This window comes from Sorangium sp. So ce381 (assembly GCF_051473845.1).
Classification (GTDB): domain Bacteria; phylum Myxococcota_A; class Polyangia; order Polyangiales; family Polyangiaceae; genus Sorangium; species Sorangium atrum.
Genome location: NZ_CP150336.1, coordinates 6,970,702 through 6,989,562 on the forward strand (window position 1 = coordinate 6,970,702; position 18,861 = coordinate 6,989,562).

14 protein-coding genes are annotated in these 18,861 nt (G+C 72.5%); 8 read left to right on the forward strand and 6 right to left on the reverse strand.

Annotated elements, in window-relative coordinates:
• The first annotated feature begins 18 nt into the window (after window positions 1-18).
• From WMF29_RS26000 to WMF29_RS26020, 5 genes are all read left to right on the forward strand, one after another.
• Window positions 19-909, forward strand: a complete 891-nt coding sequence (locus tag WMF29_RS26000; RefSeq protein WP_437322836.1) for a serine/threonine-protein kinase — start codon at window positions 19-21, stop codon at window positions 907-909.
• Window positions 910-1,765: 856 nt separating this feature from the next.
• A complete protein-coding gene (locus WMF29_RS26005; protein ID WP_272093726.1) occupies window positions 1,766-2,917 on the forward strand; it encodes a CgeB family protein in 1,152 nt (383 codons plus the stop codon).
• An 86-nt stretch (window positions 2,918-3,003) separates the two neighbouring features.
• Window positions 3,004-4,167: a 23S rRNA (adenine(2503)-C(2))-methyltransferase RlmN gene (gene rlmN / locus WMF29_RS26010; protein WP_437322837.1), complete on the forward strand. Its 1,164-nt coding sequence runs from the start codon at window positions 3,004-3,006 to the stop codon at window positions 4,165-4,167.
• A gap of 91 nt (window positions 4,168-4,258) precedes the next feature.
• Window positions 4,259-5,659 carry an acetyl-CoA carboxylase biotin carboxylase subunit gene (locus WMF29_RS26015; protein ID WP_437322838.1) on the forward strand — a complete coding sequence of 467 codons (1,401 nt, stop codon included), beginning with the start codon at window positions 4,259-4,261 and terminating at the stop codon, window positions 5,657-5,659.
• A gap of 209 nt (window positions 5,660-5,868) precedes the next feature.
• Window positions 5,869-7,644 (forward strand): phospho-sugar mutase, encoded by a 1,776-nt coding sequence (locus WMF29_RS26020; protein WP_437322839.1) that lies wholly within the window; start codon window positions 5,869-5,871, stop codon window positions 7,642-7,644.
• 15 nt (window positions 7,645-7,659) lie between these two features.
• Here the strand turns inward: WMF29_RS26020 and WMF29_RS26025 are convergent, their stop codons facing one another.
• Complete coding sequence (locus tag WMF29_RS26025; RefSeq protein WP_437322840.1) at window positions 7,660-8,436, reverse strand: chlorite dismutase family protein; 777 nt, start codon at window positions 8,434-8,436, stop codon at window positions 7,660-7,662.
• A gap of 491 nt (window positions 8,437-8,927) precedes the next feature.
• Between WMF29_RS26025 and WMF29_RS26030 the strand changes: the two genes are divergently transcribed.
• Both WMF29_RS26030 and WMF29_RS26035 read left to right on the forward strand, forming a co-directional pair.
• Window positions 8,928-9,533, forward strand: coding sequence for a hypothetical protein (locus WMF29_RS26030; RefSeq protein WP_272093731.1), 606 nt, complete (start codon window positions 8,928-8,930; stop codon window positions 9,531-9,533).
• 296 nt (window positions 9,534-9,829) lie between these two features.
• The gene (locus tag WMF29_RS26035) at window positions 9,830-10,576 is read left to right on the forward strand and encodes a TenA family transcriptional regulator (RefSeq protein ID WP_272093732.1); all 747 of its coding nucleotides are present in this window, start codon (window positions 9,830-9,832) and stop codon (window positions 10,574-10,576) included.
• Between the two features lie 255 nt (window positions 10,577-10,831).
• On the opposite strand, the gene WMF29_RS26040 is transcribed toward WMF29_RS26035, so the two are convergent.
• From WMF29_RS26040 to WMF29_RS26060, 5 genes are all read right to left on the reverse strand, one after another.
• Entirely contained in the window at window positions 10,832-11,215 is a 384-nt protein-coding gene (locus WMF29_RS26040) for a response regulator transcription factor (protein ID WP_272093733.1), read from the reverse strand.
• Between the two features lie 238 nt (window positions 11,216-11,453).
• Window positions 11,454-13,064 carry a 3-dehydroquinate synthase gene (aroB, locus tag WMF29_RS26045; protein WP_437322841.1) on the reverse strand — a complete coding sequence of 537 codons (1,611 nt, stop codon included), beginning with the start codon at window positions 13,062-13,064 and terminating at the stop codon, window positions 11,454-11,456.
• A gap of 5 nt (window positions 13,065-13,069) precedes the next feature.
• Window positions 13,070-14,254, reverse strand: a complete 1,185-nt coding sequence (gene aroC, locus WMF29_RS26050; protein ID WP_437322842.1) for a chorismate synthase — start codon at window positions 14,252-14,254, stop codon at window positions 13,070-13,072.
• Between the two features lie 52 nt (window positions 14,255-14,306).
• Window positions 14,307-15,236 carry a glutamate racemase gene (gene murI / locus WMF29_RS26055; protein WP_437322843.1) on the reverse strand — a complete coding sequence of 310 codons (930 nt, stop codon included), beginning with the start codon at window positions 15,234-15,236 and terminating at the stop codon, window positions 14,307-14,309.
• Entirely contained in the window at window positions 15,233-16,606 is a 1,374-nt protein-coding gene (locus WMF29_RS26060) for a homoserine dehydrogenase (RefSeq protein WP_437322844.1), read from the reverse strand. The genes murI and WMF29_RS26060 overlap by 4 nt, the downstream gene beginning before the upstream one ends.
• An 80-nt stretch (window positions 16,607-16,686) precedes the next feature.
• Here WMF29_RS26060 and WMF29_RS26065 point away from each other — a divergent pair, with 80 nt between their 5' ends.
• The gene (locus tag WMF29_RS26065; RefSeq protein ID WP_437322845.1) at window positions 16,687-18,615 is read left to right on the forward strand and encodes a type VI secretion system contractile sheath domain-containing protein; all 1,929 of its coding nucleotides are present in this window, start codon (window positions 16,687-16,689) and stop codon (window positions 18,613-18,615) included.
• The last annotated feature ends 246 nt before the right edge of the window (window positions 18,616-18,861 follow it).

Genomic DNA, 18,861 nt, shown 5'->3' on the forward strand with positions numbered 1-18,861 from the left:
AGGCCGCTCTTGTCAATCGTGCCCGGAACCGTTCTGCTCCAGCGCTACCGCGTGGTACGTCATCTCCGCCGCGAAGGCCTCGGTGAGGTGTTCAGCGCCGAGGACGCGAGCACCGGCCGGCGCGTCGCGGTCAAGGTGCTCGGTGAGCCCCCGGTGCGCCAGGAGCCGGGAGGCGTGCTCAACACGCCAGAGCGCATGCCCCAGCAGGAGGCCGAGGCGCGCTTCCGGCGCGAGGCGGCGGCGTGCGAGCGGCTGCGGGGCCCACACACACTGCCCTCGCTCGACGGCGGCAAGGACCTGGTGCACGGTCCTCTGCTCGTGTTCGAGCTGCGCGAGGGGGAGCCGCTCAGCGAGCGCATCGCCCGGCAGGGGCCACTCCCGTTCAGCGCCGTTCACCTGCTGGGCGAGCAGCTCTGGTCGGCGATCGCCGAGCTGCACGAGATTGGCATCATCCACCGCGACATCAGCTCCGCGAACGTGCTCCTCGACCAGGGTCCTGACGGCGAGCGGCTGACGCTCCTGGATCTCGGCTCGTGCAAGCTCCCTCCCGGGCTCTCCGACGCGGAGCCGACGTTACCGAGCCGGTGTCTCGGCGATTTCAGGTTCGCGCCGCCCGAGCAGCTCACCAAGGGGAAGACGGTGGATCACCGGGCCGATCTCTATGCGGCCATGACGGTGATCTTTCACGCGCTCACCGGCGAGCTCCCCTACGCCGCGCGCAATCTGATGATGCTCGCCGATCTCAAGACGAGGACGCCGCCGCGCCGCCTGGGCAGCCTGATGCCTCCGCCGGTCGACCGGGAGATCGAGGTGTTCGTGAACAGGGGCCTGGCGCACAGCCCGGACCGCCGCTTCGCGAACATCGCCGAGGTGATCCAGGGCTGGCAGGCGCTGAGCCCCGCCACCTGAACGTCTCGACGGCCCTCGCGCGGCCGCACCGCCGCTGAAGGCTGGACACCCGGCCTGCCGATTCCACCGCAGCACCCCCGCATCGACGGGAAGGCACCCGGACAGCGCCGCGCGCTTCCTGCCTTCCTGCTCCCCCGCCCGATTTCTCCGCGACGCCAGGCGCCCCTGCCCGGCCGAGGCCGCCGGTTCGTCGGCGAGCTCAGCTGGAAGGCGGAATCCCCAGCCGAAAGCCGCGCCCGCTCACCGCGGCGTACGGGTCCGACAGCGCGCGCCGGCCTGGGCGGCGCTTCGCCAACGCTGCCCCGGCGTTCCGGAGCAGGGCTCCCCCGTCGACGCTCCGTTCGACCAGCAGCCGTCACCGACCATTGCGACAACGTCCCTCTTTTTCTCATCATCATCGCTTCCCAACAGCGTTTACCGCACAGGCCGGTTCCTCTGCGATGCGAGGACGGTTGCCGTCGGGTGCTTTACCCGAACGAGCCGCGTTATCCCCGAGCAAGCGGCGATTCCGCGCGCTTCGTCGTCACGAGAAAAGGGCGGGCCTTACCGCCTGGCGTCTGACGAGGAATACGCACCTTCGATCGAGAAACTGCATCTCACAGCATTGCAGAGGGTGAGCACGCATGTTAATCCCGGGTGCGCTCGTCGCCGCGCCCTCTCGCGCGGCGCCAGGGCAACTGGATCGGCGTGCCGCTCGTTCTGCGCATGTTGCGCACGTTGCGCATGCTGCGCATGTTGCGCGTGCGTCCGCGAGGCGTCTTTCGCCTCTCCGGGGCCGCCGCGGTGTACCTCGGGGCCGGCTCATTCCGGGCCGGCACGCCGTCTGGGATCTCTCAACCCTTGCCGCGACCACGCTATGACGACAACTACCTACCGCTATGTCTTCCTGGGGCTCTCCATCACGTCTTCGTGGGGCAACGGCCACGCCACGACGTACAGAGCGCTCCTCCGGGCGCTCGCGTCGCGCGGCCACCGGGTGCTCTTTCTGGAGCGGAACCTCCCCATCTACGATCAGCACCGTGACCTGCCCAACCCGCCTTACGGCACGACCGAGCAGTACTCGAGCATTACCGAGCTCCGCGATAGATTCTCACGCGCCGTGCGCGAAGCCGATCTCGTGATCGTCGGCTCCTTCGTACCGGAAGGGGCGACGGTCGGGGCGTGGATCACCGAAGAGGCCCGCGGAAAGGCCGCTTTCTACGATCTGGACACGCCCGTCACGCTGGGCCGGCTGGCGCACGGGGATCACGCGTACCTGACGCCGGCGCTGATCCCGCGGTATGATCTCTATCTGTCGGCGACGGGGGGCCCGACGCTGGAGCGGCTGGAGCGCAGCCACGGCGCGGTGCGCGCGCGGGCGCTCTACTGCTCGGCGGACACGGACGTGTACCATCCCCAGCCGGCGCCGATGCGCTGGGATCTCGGCTACCTCGGGACCTACAGCGACGACCGGCAGGCGGCCGTCGAGCGGCTCCTCCTCGAGCCGGCGCGGCGCATGCGCCGCGGGCGCTTCGGGGTGGCGGGCGCGCAGTACCCGACGTCGCTCGCGTGGCCGGAGAACGTCTCCCGGACGGAGCACCTCCCGCCGGACGAGCACCGTATCTTCTACAACTCCCAGCGCTTCACGCTGAACCTGACCCGCCGTGCGATGGTGGAGTCCGGGTGGTCGCCGAGCGCGCGCCTGTTCGAGGCGGCCGCGTGCGGGACCCCTGTCCTGAGCGACACCTGGCCGGGTATCGAGACGTTCTTCCAGCCCGGCGAGGAGATCCTGCTCGTGCGCTCGCCGGAGGACGTGCTCCGGAAGCTGAGGGAGATGAAGGAGGACAAGCGCCTGACGGTGGGCCAGCGGGCGAGGCAGCGCGTCTTCGCCGAGCACACAGCGATGCACCGGGCCGAGGCGTTCGAGCGCTACACCCGCGAGGTGCTCGAGGCCGCCAGCCGGACGCGCGCGCGCCGCGAGCGCGACGGGCAGCTCACGGCCGCGCAGGTCGACAGCCAGAGCGGCTGACGCTTTGGCCAGAGCGGCTGACGCTTTGGCCTGGCCGCCCGCCTGCTCCCCTTGCCGCTGGGGGCGGCGCGCAGTAGGCCAGGCAGGTGCGCTCCACGCCGCTTCACCCCGTCGCCCGGCTGCCTGAAGAGTGGTCGGCCTCGCTGGCTGCCCGCGGAGAGCGGTCGTTCACGGCGAAGCAGGTATTCCACTGGATCCATCGCCGCGGCGTCCTCGATCCGGCCGCGATGACGAACCTCCCTGCGCGGCTGCGCGAGCACCTCGCCGCGGAGGGGCTGGGCGAGGTGCTGACGCCCGAGCGGGTTCATCGCTCCGAGGACGGCACGCGCAAGCTGCTCCTGCGCCTGCGCGACGGCGCGACCATCGAGACGGTCCTGCTCCCGTCGGTGTCGGGCCCCGGCTCGCAGGCGCAGCTCGACGCCGACGCGGCGGCTGCCGACGACGAGGACGACGATGCGGCCGCCGAGGCGGACGCCGCGCCGCGCGTCCGCGTCACCCAGTGCATCTCGACGCAGGTCGGCTGCGCCATGGGGTGCAGCTTCTGCGCGAGCGGCGTGGCGGGGCTCAAGCGCCACCTCGGGGCCGAGGAGATCGCGGGCCAGGTGCTCCTCGGGCGGGCGATGCTCGACGAGGGCGAAGAGCTCCGCAACGTCGTGTACATGGGCATGGGCGAGCCGCTCCACAACTACGAGGCGACCGCTCGCTCGCTGCGCCTGCTGACGCACCCGGAAGGGATCAACCTCTCGACGCGGCGGGTCACGGTGTCCACGTCGGGCCTCGTGCCCGAGATCGCGCGGCTCGGAGCGGATTTTGGCGGACAGATCGCGCTCGCGATATCGCTGCACGCCGCGGACGACGAGACCCGCTCGGCGCTGATGCCCATCAACCGCAAGCACCCGCTCGACGAGCTGCTCGCGGCGCTGCGCGCTTACCCGCTGCCGCGGCGCCGGCGCATCACCATCGAATACACGCTCGTCGCCGGGCAGAACGACGATCCCGCCGAGGCGCGGCGGCTCGCGAAGCTCCTGCGCGGGCTCCCGGTGAAGATCAACCTCATCCCGATGAACCCGATCGAGGCCTCCTCGCTGGGTCCGCCCGGTCAGGAGCGCGTGGCGGCGTTCCAGGAGGTGCTCACCCAGGCGGGATACTCCTGCTTCGTTCGCCGCCGGCGCGGCGATGACGTCTCGGCCGCCTGCGGGCAGCTCGTGCTGCTCGGGGCCAAGCCGAAGGTGCGGCGGGCGCTCGGCTGATCGCGCGCGCAGGCTCCCGGGAGCGCGCGAGCGAGCGCCGCCTGCAGCGGGCGTCTTGACGCGCCGCCGCGCGGGGGCGTAGCTGTCGGCCGTGTTGAAGAAGATCCTCGTCGCCAACCGTGGAGAGATCGCCTGCCGCGTCCTCCGGACCTGCAAACGGCTCGGGATCGCGACGGTCGCCGTCTATTCCGACGCGGACGCGAGCGCGCCGCACGTCGCGATGGCCGACGAGGCGGTGCGCGTCGGGCCGCCGCCGGTCCGGGACAGCTACCTGGTCATCCATGCGATCGTCGAGGCGGCCCGCGCGACGGGCGCCGACGGCATCCATCCCGGGTACGGGCTGCTCAGCGAGAACCAGGCCTTCGCCGAGGCCGTCGTCGAGGCAGGCGTCACGTTCATCGGGCCGCCGCCCGCGGTGCTCCACGCCTTCGGCGACAAGATCCTCGCGCGGGATCACGCGCGCGGGGCCGGCGTGTTCCCGCCGCCGGGCACGGGCGGACCGGTCGACCCCGCCGACGTCGAGGCCGCCCAGCGCGCCGCCGAAAGCATCGGCTTCCCGCTGCTCGTCAAGGCCGCGGGCGGCGGCGGCGGCATCGGCATGCAGATCGTCACCGATCCGGGCAAGCTGTCGCGCGCCCTCACCGCGTGCTCCGACCGCGGCCGCGCGGCGTTCGGGGACCCGCGCGTGTACATGGAGCGGTACATCGAGCGCCCGCGCCACATCGAGGTGCAGGTGCTCTGCGACGGCCGGGGCGGCGCCGTCGCGCTCGGCGAGCGCGAGTGCAGCGCGCAGCGCCGGCACCAGAAGATCGTCGAGGAGACCCCGTCGCCGGCCGCGTTCTTCCAGGGAGCAGCGGGCGAGGCCCGGCGGAAAGAGCTCCACGAGAGCGCCCTCCGGGTCGTGACCGCCGCCGGCTACGTCGGCGCCGGCACCGTCGAGTTCGTCGCGGCGGAGAGCGGCGAGCTCTTCTTCCTGGAGGTCAACGCGCGGCTCCAGGTCGAGCACTGCGTCACGGAGATGTGCACCGGGCTCGACCTTGTCGAGCACCAGATCCGCATCGCGTCGGGCGAGCCGCTCGCGCCGGAGGTCCTGGGCCACACCTACCGCGGCCACGCCATCGAGGCGCGCCTCTACGCGGAGGATCCGGCGAAGAAGTTCGCCCCCCAGCCCGGCCGCATCACCGCGCTCCGCTGGCCGGCCGCGGGCGACGACCTGCGGATCGAGACCGGCGTCGCCGAGGGGCTCGAGGTGACGCCGTTCTACGACCCGCTGCTCGCCAAGATCGTCGCTCACGGCCCGACCCGCGACGAGGCGATCGCCCGCCTCGACCGGGCGCTCGCCGAGACGACGATCGAGCTCACCGGTCCGGCCGGGCCCGCCGCGACCAACCTCGCGTTCCTCCGCCAGATCCTGCAGGACGGCGATTTCCGCGGCGGGCAGTACGACACGCGCTTCGCCGAGGCGCTCGCCGCGGGCAAGAAGCCCGGATGACGCCCGGCCGAGCGGGCTGAGCGGTCCGAGCTGGCCGGGAGCCGCCGGCTAGAGCGGGCTGAGCGGTTCGAGCTGGCCGGGAGCCGCCGGTTACGTCGGCGCCGGTCCGGGGCGGGCCACCGCGCGTCGTTCGCCGCCCGCGCTGCCGCCGCGCCGAATCGCGCGTGGTCGTCGTGCAAACCACGGCCGGCATGAACTAAATACCAGGCGTGAGCCACGACTTCGTCCTCGAGCCCGCCGAACGCTGGCTTGCCCACGACCCCGATCCGGAGACCCAGAGCGAGCTGCGCCGGCTCATCGACGCGGCCAGGGCGGGCGAGGACGGCGTCCGCGCCGAGCTCGCCGAGCGCTTCGCCGGTCCTCTGGAGTTCGGCACCGCGGGCATCCGCGGCGTGCTCGGGGCCGGCGAGAGCCGGATGAACCGCGCCGTCATCCTCCGCACGACCGCGGGCCTCGCCCGTCACCTCCTCGAAGCGATCGGCGACAAGGCGCGGAGCGCCGGCGTCGTCATCGGCTACGACGGCCGCCGGATGAGCCGCGAGTTCGCGGAGGACACCGCCTGCGCCCTCGCCGCCGCGGGCATCCCGAGCCACCTCTCGCCCGTCCCCTGCCCCACGCCGATCGCCGCGTTCGCTGTCGGCCACCTCGGCGCGGCCGCGGGCGTGATGGTGACGGCGAGCCACAACCCGCCCGAGTACAACGGCTTCAAGGTGTACTGGGACAACGGCGCGCAGATCATCCCACCGCACGACACAAGCATCGCGACGGCGATCGACGCCTCGCCGCCGGCGGATCAGGTCCCCCGCATGCCCCTCGACGAGGCGAGGAGGCTCGGGCTCGTGCGCGACTTCCCCGAGGACCTGGAGCGGCGCTACCTCGGCGCGATCCGCGGCCTCGCGGTGCGGAGCGACGGGGATCGCGCCCTCTGCATCGTCTACACGCCGCTTCACGGCGTCGGCGACCGCCTGGTCCACCGGGCGCTCGGCGAGGCCGGCTTCACGCGCGTGGCGAGCGTGCCCGAGCAGGCCGAGCCGGACGGCGCGTTCCCCACGGTCGCGTTCCCGAACCCCGAGGAGAAGGGCGCCATGGACCTGGCGTTCGCCCTCGCGAAGCAGGAGGGCGCCGATCTCGTCCTCGCCAACGATCCCGACGTCGACCGGCTCGCCGTGGCGGTGAGGCGCCCAGACGGCGAGTACGAGCAGCTCACGGGCAACCAGGTCGGGGTGCTCCTCGGCCATTACCTGCTCACCGAGGGGCGGGCGCAGGGCGCGGACGAGCGCCGGCTCGTGCTGGCCTCCTGCGTCTCGACCCCGATGCTCGGCGTGATCGCCGCGGCGCTCGGGGTTCATTACGAGGAGACGCTGACCGGGTTCAAGTGGATCGCCAACCGGGCGATGGACATCGAGCGCTCGACCGGCGCCCGCTTCGTGTTCGGCTTCGAGGAGGCGCTCGGCTACACCGTCGGCCCGGTCGTGCGCGACAAGGACGGCATCAGCGCCGCGGCGCTGGTCGCCGAGCTCGCGGCGGTGCGCAAGGCCGAGGGCAGGACGCTGCTCGACGAGCTCCAGGCGATCACCCGCAAGTACGGCCTCTACATGAGCGGGCAGCGCTCGTACACCCTGCGCGGCGTCGACGGCCTCGAGAAGATCGCCGCGATCATGGCCGCGCTGAGGAAGAGCCCGCCGGCCGCGATCGGCGGCGTCCCCGTGGTGGCGTGGCGCGATTTCGAGGCGCGCACGCGCACCACGAGCGACGGCCTCGTCGAGCCGCTCGTGCTGCCTCCGAGCAACGTGCTCGTGTACGAGCTCGACGGCGGGAGCCGGCTCATCGCCCGCCCGAGCGGCACGGAGCCGAAGATCAAGTTCTACTTCGACGTGCGCGAGGAGGTCGCCGCGGACGAGCCGCTGGGCGACGCCGAGGCCCGCGCGACGGGGCGGCTCGACGCCCTGGCCCGGGCGTTCTCGGGCCTCGCCGGCATCGGCTGAGGGGGAGCGGTCCCGTCAGCCGCCCGGGCTGCGGAAGGCGGCGCGGCCGACGAAGAACGGGCCCATCTGGCTGATGAACTCCGAGGTCTGGCGGGTCTTCCGCATCGTCTGCACGATGTGGGAGAGCGGGTGGAGCTCCTTGCCGACGAGCCCGATCACGAACTCGTTGTCGCGGGCGTCGAGGCCGTGGCACGCGAGGCGGATGTCGTGGGCGAGGTCCTGGGCGCCATAGGCCCTGCCGATGGTGCCGTGCTCGCGCAGGATGCTCCCTTGCTCGCGCCCCTCGAGCTTGGAGAACGCGCCGCTGCGGCGGAGCGGATACCACACGGCCCACGGCCAGGCGGGGTTCGAGACGGTCTCCGCCGGGCGCCGGAGCAGCCAGTAGTCGAGGTCCTGCTCGTAGCCGGTGGAGTACGTGCGCCCCAGCATCGTGAAATCGGGGCGAAGCTCCAGGGCCCGGAGCTCGTTGCGGTTGAGCGCCGGGCGGACGGTCTGGACGAAGAAGGCGGGGTCCTCCGCCCATGTGAGCACAGCGATCCCGCGCGGATCGTTGATGTCCTCGTAGACGACGGCGCCGACGCGCTGGGACGAGAGCGCCTGGCCGGCTGCGCGGGTCAGCTCCGCCGGATCGGCGTCGCCGCGGCAACGGAACACGAGCAGCTGCATGAACAGCCGGCGGTCGATGACCTGCGGCTGGCCGTCGCGCGGCGCCCCCCGCTCGGCGACGTCGATGTGCGGCAGCTCGGGCTCCGCGTGGCCGGCGGCGGGCCGGCCCGTGGTGGGTTCGCTCATGGGCGTAGGGGTACCGAGGTTCGCGGAGGACGGCAACTGCCAGGCGCAGCACCTCCGCAGGCGACGCGCAGCCCCCGCCGCGAGCGCCCGTCGCCGCTGCGAGCCCCCGTCAGCGCCACGAGCGCCCGTCGACGGCCACGACGCCACGACGACGACGAGCGCGGCACGAAATCACGTAATGCGCATTACACGATTGCGCACGTTGACGCCTGCGGCGGTCGCCTCGGGTCTGGCGTCTCGGGTCGAAAGGAGAGCTGGACAACCGGCGTGATCTTGCGCAGGGCCACGTCGGCTCGTGTCGTACGGCTGCTCCCACGTAATCATCTCTTGCCATCGAGCCCGACTCACGCTCCCCTGCGAGGTACAACCACGACTCCTGAAGTTGCCCCGACGATGTGCTCCTGGGCAGGGTTTCCCGCCCGAGGGCACGTGCGCCATGCCCGCGATCGGGCTCAGCTTCGCCAGGGCCTTCCCGCCGTAGGTTCGCCGCGATGAAGACGCACGAGACGAAGACCAAGACCTCGATCCCCGCCGGCAGATGCAAAGGAACGTTGCTGGTCAACCTCCGGTCGTTCGTCACGACGAACCGCGACGCCGGTGCGTGGGAGCGCCTGGTGACGTCGCTGCCCAAGTCAGACCGGGACGTACTCTATCAGCCGCTGCTGGTGAGCAGCTGGTATCCGATCGGCGTCTGGAACCGGGCCCTGCGAACGCACGTGCGGACTGCGAGCGACCAGGCCGCCGAGATCAAGCGGTTTGCCCGCTACGTCGCGGATCGCGACCTCAATACGGTGTTGAAGTTCGCGCTCTCGATCGCGATGCCCGACACGATCGTCGCCCGGACTGGAATGTTCTGGTCGCGCTACTTCGACTCCGGGAAGGTCTTCCCGCGCATGGTGAAGCCGCGGGAATGGGTGCTGACCATCACAGGCCCGACCGGCGACGACGAGGGGCCCTCCGCGATGAACTGCGGAGAAGGTGTCTGCGGCTGGGTGGAGCAGGCGCTCCTCCTGTGCGGCGCGTCCACCCCAAAGGTAACCCACCAGCGGTGCCGGTTCCGCGGCGCGACCGAGTGCCTCTCCGAGGTCGTATGGTGAGCGACCTGAGCGAGATCGGCCCTCTTGTCGTTGCGGCGGCGCCCGCGTTTGTCTATTGACTTGCTCCTTCCCCCTGATCCAGACTGGATGCAGGCGGGACACATGTACACGAAGCCTCTCATCGTGAGGTCGTCGTGCTGGCCCTCTCTTCTGTCGTGCTCGGGGGTCAGCATCGTGCCTGCGCCGCGGATTGTCTCCTGACGGCCGCTGGCCGGTCAGCTTGAGGTGATTCGGTGGGGTAGAGACCGGCGGGCAGCCACGAGGGAGATTGACTCAGAAACCCTCCAGGTAATTTCATGCTGTCACCTCGCTCGCAGCGGCACAAGGAAGTCAAGGACAGCCTCAAGGCGACGCCGCACCCCGTCTGGATCGACGACATGCTCGAGTCCCTGGCCGACCAGTGGAAGGCCGCGGTCTACACGCCGCCGATCGCGCGAACGCTGACGGAGCCGATCGATCACGAGACCTGGAGCGTGCTCCTCCGGGAGTTCTTCTGTGTGGTCGAGGCGTTCCCGAAGTACATGGGGCTCAGCCTTGCCAAGACGACGTACGGCCAGTCACCGCGCGACTTCCTGGTGCGCGACTGGCTCATCGGCAACATCCGGGTCGAGGCGTTGCACGTGCGCTGGTACCTCGACTGGGCGGCGGGGCACGGGATCAGCACCGCGGAGATCACGAGCCACCGCCCGAGCCCGGAGGTGGCGTCGCTCTTCGACTGGCTCTGGTCGATCTCCTACCGCGGCTCGCTCGCGGAGGCGGTCGGCGCCGTGAACTACGCGATCGAGGGGATCACCGGCGAGTGGTCTCGCGTGGTGCTGCCGGCCTTCACGAAGCTCTATGGCGAGGGGAGCAAGTCGCTGACGTGGCTCGCGGCGCACGCGAACTACGATGACGCGCACCCGCGCGAGGCGCTCGAGATCGTCAAGCTCGCGACCACCTCTGGCGAGGAGATGCGCCGGGTGCAGTCGAGCATCAGCCGCTCCCTCGAGCTGTTCGAGCGCGCCTTCAAGGCCGTCAGCGTCCCGAGCCGCGGCGGCAGCTGACGCGCCCCCCGCGCCAGCGCCCCCGCCGCTGCGCCGGGCCCCGACGGAGATACGAGATCTCCGAAGAAACCTCATAGACCCCAACGCCAGCGCCACACGGCGACGGCGCGTGACGGCGGCGAAAACCGCCGGGATTCCTATCCAGCAGCACCACGCAGCACGCGAGAAACGGACTGGCGCGAGCAAAGAAACCTCGGAGATGCCGAGATCGCCAGTCTGTCTCCTCCCCTTCTCTTGACCTCTTCAGTCCGCCGCTCAACGGCCGTAGACGGCTTTGCGGACCTTTTTCTTGAGATCGTCGAGCACGAAGGGCTTCGTGATGTAATGGCGAGCGCCCGCCTGGATGCCGGCGATGACGTCCATCGGATCCGACTTGGCGGTCAGGAAGATGATCGGCACCCGGCGCGTCGGCTCGTGCTCGCGGAGCCGCTTCGTCATGCTCACCCCGTCGAGCTTCGGCATCATGATGTCCACGATCACCAGATCGGGACGCGGCTCCTGCTGGGCCAGCGCGAGCCCATCGAGCCCGTTCGTCGCGACCACGGTGTCGAACTCGTCGCCGAGGAACCGGGCGATCATCGCCGCCGTGTCCTGCTCGTCCTCCACCACCAGGATTCTCTTCTTCGTCGCGGTCACCATCGGCGCCGGGAAAGATAGCGCGGAGCGGACGATGCGGGCGGTGTGCCGGGATTTTTTTCCGAAGAACGTTGGAAACACATCGATTTATTCACCGACAGCGCAAGCGCCGTCTGCGCCGGAGGCGCTCAGCGATGAGGGACTTCGACGCACGCAGCCCCGAAAGCATCTCGGGAGAGAACGCCCGGGACCAAACGAGGTCGCGCGTCCGGAGGCGGGAGGCGGACGTGGCGTGAAGGGATCAGGTCGCGCCGGCGGCGGCGCGCTCGAGGAGCGAGGCGAGGCGATCGAGCGGCATCGGCTCCACGAACGTGCTGCCGATGTCCCGCATCAGCACCGTCCGGACCGACGAGCCCCGGCGCTTCTTGTCGAGCGACAGGAAGCGCAGCGCGGCGGAGACCGGCTCGTCCTCGATCCGGGTGGGCAGGCCGAGCCGCGCGAGCAGGCGGGTCGCCCGGTCGGCCGCCCCGCGGTCGGTCACGCCGAGCGCGCAGCCGACGCGGAACATGGCCACCATGCCGAGCGCCACCGCCTCGCCGTGGGCCAGCCGGACGAACCCGCCCTCGGCCTCGAGGGCGTGCCCGAGCGTGTGGCCGAGGTTCAGGAGGGCGCGGTCGCCCGACTCGCGCTCATCGCGAGAAACGATGGCCGCCTTCACGGCGATCGAGCGGCGGATGACCTCGGCGAGCACGCCGAGGTCGCGCGCGAGGACGCGGTCGGCCTCGCGCTCGAGCAGCGTGAGCAGCTCCGGATCGCCGATGCAGGCCGACTTCACCACCTCCGCGAACCCGCTCCGGTAAGCGCGGTCGGTCTCGGTGGCGAGCGCCGCCGGGCTCGCGACGACCGCGGACGGCTGGTGGAACGTTCCGACGGCGTTCTTCGCGGGCCCGAGGTCGACCCCGGTCTTGCCGCCGACCGAGGCGTCGACCATCGAGAGGAGCGTGGTCGGCGCCGCGACCCAGCGGACGCCCCGGAGCAGCGTGGACGCAGCGAAGCCGCCGATGTCGGTCACCACGCCCCCGCCGTGCGCGAGCACCACCGCGCCGCGGTCGGCGCCGGCGTCGATCATCGCCGTCAGCGCCGCCTCGACGGCCGCGAGCCGCTTGTGCTCCTCGCCGGGCTTGAGCACCGTGACGGCCGCGGCCGGCGTCCCCTGCGCCGCGAGCGCGGCGAGCAGCGGCGCGCCCCAGAGGCGGCTCACGTTCTCGTCCGTGACGACGAAGACGGACGTCGGCGCAAGCGCGGCGACGGCGTCCGCCGTGGACGCCGCCCCGTCGGAGGCGATGCGCACCGCGTAGCTCTTGTCGCCGAGCGGCACGAAGAGCGGGCGATCCGCGTAGGCGCGGAGGACCCGCGCCGCGACGTCCGCGGGGGAGACGCCGTCGGTCACGACGCGCGCGTGGGCATCGGCGTAGACAGGGGCGCGCGCGGCCAGGAGCTCGCGGATGCGCGCCTCGCGATCCGGCGCGCCGTCGAGGAGCGGGCGGTTGCCGTTCTGCGTGCGCGCGGCGATCGTGCGCGGGGCCGCGGTGAGCGCGACGACGCAGCCGCGCTCGAGCGCCTCGGCGCGGAGCGCGGGATCGACGAGGGCGCCGCCGCCGAGGGCGATGATGCGCGGGCCGCGCGCCGCGAGGAGCCGGCGCAGGGTCGCCGCCTCCAGCGCGCGGAAGCCAGCCTCGCCGCGCGTGGCGAAGAGCGACGGGACGCTCTCGCCGGCCTCCTCGACGATGGCGTCGTCGAGATCGAGGAACGGGAGCCCCGTACGCGCGGCGGCGATGCGGCCCACGGTGGACTTGCCTGCCCCCATGAAGCCGGTGAGCAGGAGCGGAGGTGCGTCGGGAGGGAATTCCATGGCCTTCAGTAAGAGCGGACCTGCTGGAGGTAGCTGTCGACGTTGCGCGAGAGCTCGGTGAGGCTGTCGCCGCCGAATTTCTCGAGCAGGGCGGCGGCGAGCGTGATCGCGACCATCGCCTCGCCGACGACGGAGGCGGCCGCGACGGCGCAGACGTCGCTGCGCTCGAAGGCGGCGTCGAACTGCTCCTTGGTGCGCACGTCGACGGAGGGGAGCGCGCGCTTGAGCGTCGCGATCGGCTTCATGGCGGCGCGGCAGATGAGCGGCATGCCGTTCGTGATGCCGCCCTCGAGGCCGCCGGCGCGGTTCGACGGGCGGGTGAAGGCGTGCGCCCCCTGATCGTAGGCGATCGGGTCGTGCACCTCGGAGCCCGAGATGCGCGCGGCCTCGAAGCCGATGCCGATCTCGACGCCCTTGATCGCCTGGATGCTCATCAGCGCCTGCGCGAGCCGGCCGTCGAGCTTGCGGTCCCACTGCACGTGGCTCCCGAGCCCGGGCGGCAGGCCCGTGGCGATCACCTCGAAGACGCCGCCGAGCGTGTCGCCCCGGTGCGCCGCCTCGCGGATGGCGTCGCGCATCGCCTGCGCGGCAGCGGCGTCGACGCACGCGAGATCCGAGGCGCGGGCGCGCTCCCGGAGCTCGGTGAGCGGGAGCTCACCCCCGCCCGAGGCGGCGGAGGTCGGCGACGCCACCGGGCCGATCGACAGGACGTGGGCGAAGACCTCGACGCCGACGGACCGGAGGAGCTTGCGGCAGACGCCGCCCACCGCGACCCGCGCCGCGGTCTCGCGCGCGCTCGCCCGCTCGAGCACGTCGCGCAGGTCCCGCCGGGCGTACTTCAGGCCGCCGGCCAGATCCGCGTGGCCGGGGCGCGGGCGGGTCAGCGCCTCGGGCGGCTCGGGGAACGGCTCGGGGCCCATCCGCCCGGCCCAGCTCGCGTGATCGCGGTTCTCGATCACCATGGCGATGGGGCCGCCGAGCGTCTCGCCGCCGCGCACGCCGGCGACGAGGCGGACGCGATCGGTCTCGATCTTCATCCGCCCGCCGCGCCCGTAGCCGCGCTGCCGCCGCGCCAGATCCTCGTCGATGTCCTCGGCAAGGAGCGGCATGCCCGCCGGAATACCCTCGACGGTCGCCACGAGCTCCGGCCCGTGCGACTCGCCGGCCGAAAGCCACCTGAGCTGCGTCATCGTGTGGAAAACCTCCTCTGCGCCCGGAGCCCCGAGCGAAGCTTGCTGCGTATTACAGGTCGATCTGCTCCACGTCGACGCCTTGGGCGGAAAAATTGGAAGAATGGCCAGCGGCGTCCCCGCCGACCTGGATCGGGGAGCGGACAGCAGCGCCAACCCGGGTCGAGGAGCTGGCGGCGCCGTCCGCGACGACCGGCTCCCCGAGGAACCTGGCCGCCACGGTGGCGAAGCTCTTCGGTAGATCCGTGACGAGGAGCGAGAGAGCGCCCGGCGTGCTCCGGGAGGTCGCGAGCCCCCGCTCGGCGAGGAACGAGGCCACCTCCTCCGCGGTCGCCGACGCGCTGTCCACGATCGGGAGGGGGCCACCGGCGAGCGACGCCGTCTCGGCCTCGATCGCGCCGCGGAGCAGCGGGAAGTGCGTGCACCCGAGCACGATCGACCGGGCGCCCGCGCCGATGAGCGGCTCCAGGTACCGCCGCGCGACGAGGCGCGGGACCTCGCCTTCGATCCACCCCTCCTCCGCCAGCGAGACGAGCAGCGGGGCCGCCTGGCCGGCGACCTCGGTGCGGGTGCTGAGCGACGCCACGGCGCGGGGATAGGCGCCGGACGCGATCGTCCCGGCCGTCCCGAGCACGCCGATCGTCGCGCCGCGCGACGCGGCGACGCCGGCGCGGGCGCCGGGCAGGATGACCCCGAGGACGGGCAGATCCAGCTCGACCCGGAGCATGTCGATCGCGACGGCGCTCACCGTGTTGCACGCGACCACGATCGCCTTGACGCCGCGGCCGATGAGCACGCGCGCGCAGCCGAGCGCGTAGCGGACCACCGTCTCCGGCGACCGCGTGCCGTACGGGACGCGCGCCGTGTCGCCCAGGTAGACGATGTCCTCCGCCGGGCAGCGCCTGCGCAGCGCGCGCACGACCGTGAGGCCGCCGAGGCCCGAGTCGAACACGCCGAGCGGCGCGTCGCTGTGGGACGTCACGGCTCCTCGATGCGGAACAGGTGCACCGGCTCGCGGAGGAACTGCTCGCGTGCGATCGCGTCGAGCGCGTTCCGCACGAGCCCCTCCCGCGCGTCGTGCGTGATGAGCACGACGTCCACCGCGGGCTGACGAGCGGGCGCCGCGCCCGAGCTCGAGTTCGTCGGCCCCTGCTGCACGATCTGCTCGATGCTGACGCCCGCGTCGCCGAGCGCGCCGGCGAGGCGCCCCATGACGCCCGGCCGGTCCTCGACGGCGAAGCGCAGGTAGTACCGGGAGACGATCTCGCCGAGCGGGCGGACCGCGCGGGGCTTGATCGACATGCCGCGGCCCTGCATGCCCGCGACGCCCGACGCGATCGAGCGCGCGACGTCGAGGATGTCGGAGACGACGCTGACCGCGGTCGGCAGGTCGCCGGCGCCGCGGCCGTAGACGAGCGACGGGCCGACGGCGCGCCCCTCGAGCAGCACGGCGTTGAGCACGCCGGAGACGTTGGCGAGCACGCTCTCCTTCGGGATCAGCGTGGGGTGCACGCGCAGCTCGATGGAATCGCCGAGGTCGCGGCCGATCGCCAGGTGCTTGATGGTGTAGCCGAACCGATCGGCGTAGCGGTGGTCGGCCTCCTCGATGCTCCGGATCCCGGACGTGTGCACGTCGGCGCTGTCGACCTGCGCCCCGAAGGCGAGCATCGCCAGGACGATCAGCTTGTGCGCCGCGTCGTGGCCGTCGACGTCGAGCGACGGGTCGGCCTCGGCGTAGCCGAGCGTCTGCGCCTCGCGCAGCGCGGCGTCGAACGACGCGCCCGTGTCGCGCATGCGGGTGAGGATGTAGTTGCAGGTGCCGTTAAGGATCGCGGTGACGCGCTCGACCCAGTCGCTGGCGAACGCGTCCCGGAGCGTCCGGATGATCGGGATGCCGCCGCCGACCGCCCCCTCGAACGCGAGATCGACCTGGCGCGCCGAGGCGCGCGCGAGGAGCGCGGGGCCGTGGGCGGCGAGCAGCAGCTTGTTCGCGGTGACCACGCCCTTGCCGCGGTCGATGGCGCGCTCGATCAGCGCGCGCGCGGGCGTCTCGCCGCCCATCACCTCGACGACGACGTCGATCGTGGGGTCGTCGACCACCTCCTCGGGGTTCGTGGTGAGCAGGCCGCGATCCAGGGCGGCGACGCGCTCCTTCTCGAGGTCGCGCACGACCACGCGCTTCACGACGAGGGGGACGCCTGCGCGCTCCGCCAGGTAACCGGAGTTCTCGGCCAGGAGGCGCAGGACGCCGCCGCCGACCGTCCCGCAGCCGAGGAGCCCGATCTGGATCGGGGCGCCCCCGCGAAGGCGCCTGCGATCGCTGGCGGCGTGGGGTTCAGGGTTCAAGTTCAAGGGCGGACCGCCTTCCGTCTTCATGCGCGCGGAGCTTAGCGCTTCTCGCGCCGAGAGGTGACGCCTATGCTGCGCTGGCCATGACGGAAAAGGGCGTTCTGGGCGACGAGTTCAGGTTCCACGTCGGCGAGGACGGGGGCGCCACGGAACGGGGGCCGCTGCTCCCGCTGCGCGTGCTCGTCGTCGCCGATCTCACCCCGCGCGATCCGCACAACGCCGGCGCGAGCCCGCCCTCGGGCGCGATCCGCGTCGACGGGAGCCGCTTCGATAACCTCTTCACGATGCTCCGGCCACGGCTCGCGATCGAGGTGCCGAGCGTGCTCGCGGCGGGCCGGGCGGTGCGCGTCGACCTCGCGCCCGCCGGGCTGAAGAGCTTCCGGCCCGACGCGCTGTGCGCCGAGGTGCCGCTGCTGCGCTCGCTGCTCGACGGCCGCCGGGTCCTGGATCGGCTGCGCGACGGCTCGGCCACGCTCGACCAGGCGCGCGCCGAGCTCGATCGGCTCTGGGGCGGCTCCCCGCTGGTGCGCGACATCCTGGGCCTCCTCCCGGAGCGCCGGGACGCGTCGCCCGGCCGGTCCGCGGCGCCCGTCGCGGATCGGCCCGCAGCGCCGGCGCCCGCGCCCGGCTCCGACGTGGACGCGCTGCTCTCGATGGTCGACCTCGGCGGGGGCGAGGGCGCCGAGGCGGCGCCCCCACCGGCGACGCCGGGCGGCCTCGATGAGAAGCCGGCGGAGGGAGGGCGGTTCTCGGAGCTCATCGCGACCGTGGCGGCGAGCGCCCGCCCGCGCGCGGGCCAGCCCGCTCGGCCCGCGGAGGCGATCGCGCAGATCGAGCGCGCGATCGGCGCGCAGCTCGGCGCGATCCTGCAGCACCCCGAGGTGCGGCGCCTCGAGGAGGCGTGGCGCGGGCTGAGCCTGCTCGTGGAGCGCGCGAAGGGGGCGGAGGGCGTCCGGTTCGACGTCGTGAGCGCGCGGCCCGACGAGGCGGCCTCCGCGCTCGCGCGGGTGCTCGCGCAGACGGCGAGCTCCGAGCCGCCGGCGTCGGTCGCCATCGTGGACGTCGCGATCGACGGCAGCGCCGCGTCGCTCGCGCGGCTCGAGGAGATCGCGCGCGTCGCCGAGGCGCACGCGCTCCCCGCCGTGGTGAACGGCGACGCGCGCCTGCTCGGGGTCGACGATCTCGGCGGCGTCGAGCGGCTCGACAACAAGGCCGCGCTGTTCCGGGCGCCGCACCGCGCGCCGTGGCGCTCCGCTGCAGCGCGGCATGGCGCGCGGTGGGTCGCGATCGCGATGAACCGCGTGCTCGGCCGGGCGCCGTACGACCGATCGACCTCCCGGATCCGGGAAGCGGCGATCGCCGAGCAGCCCGGCGATGAGGGCGGCCGCGTCTGGATCTCGCCGGCGTACGTCGTCGGCGCGCTGATCGCGGGGAGCTTCCGCGAGACCGCATGGCCCTGCCGCGTGACGGGCGCGAAGGGCGGCGGGACGCTCGGGGACCTGCCGGTGCACGAGGTCAAGGGCGCGTACGAGGGCGACGAGGGCGTCGCGATCCCGACCGAGGCGTTCGTGTCGACGGACACCCAGCGCGAGCTCTCGAAGAGCGGCGTGCTCCTGCTCGCGTCGGCCCCGAACAGCGACGCGGTGTACGTCCTCGCCGCGCCGACGGCCTACGTCCCGCCGGAGAAGCTCACGTACGACAGCCCCACGGCCGAGCCGGAGGAGCGCCTCGAGCGCGTCTCGCTCGTCGATCAGCTCTTCGTCGCGCGCGTCGTCCAGTTCCTGCGCGCGCTCTGCTCGAAGCTGCCCCCGGAGAGCGACCCGGCGGAGGTCCAGCCGGTCGTCGAGGGCGCCCTCTGGGCGCTGTTCGAGAACGCGCCGCCCGCAAGCGTCGAGCTCACCGTGAAGGCCGCCCGCGGCGAGGGCGGCGCGCAGATCGCGGTCACGGTGCGCCCGCGCCGCTTCCTCGGCGTCGGGCTCGACGAGGTGTCGCTCGAGATGCCGCTCGGCTGAGCCCACAGCGCCGGATTGACGCCGCCCGGCGCGCGGGGGAGGATCACCGCCATGCGGCTCCGCGTTGCGATCCTCCTCGCAGTCCTGAGCACCCTCGTGACCACGTGCCAGCGGCCGGCGGCCCCGCAGGCGCCGACGTCCGACTGCGGCTGTCGCAAGAAGTAGCCCGCCGCCCATCGCGGCGACGGCGGGCCACGTCGCGCGGCTCCGGGCGCACGGCATTGCGATGCGCGTCGCGCGCCTCTC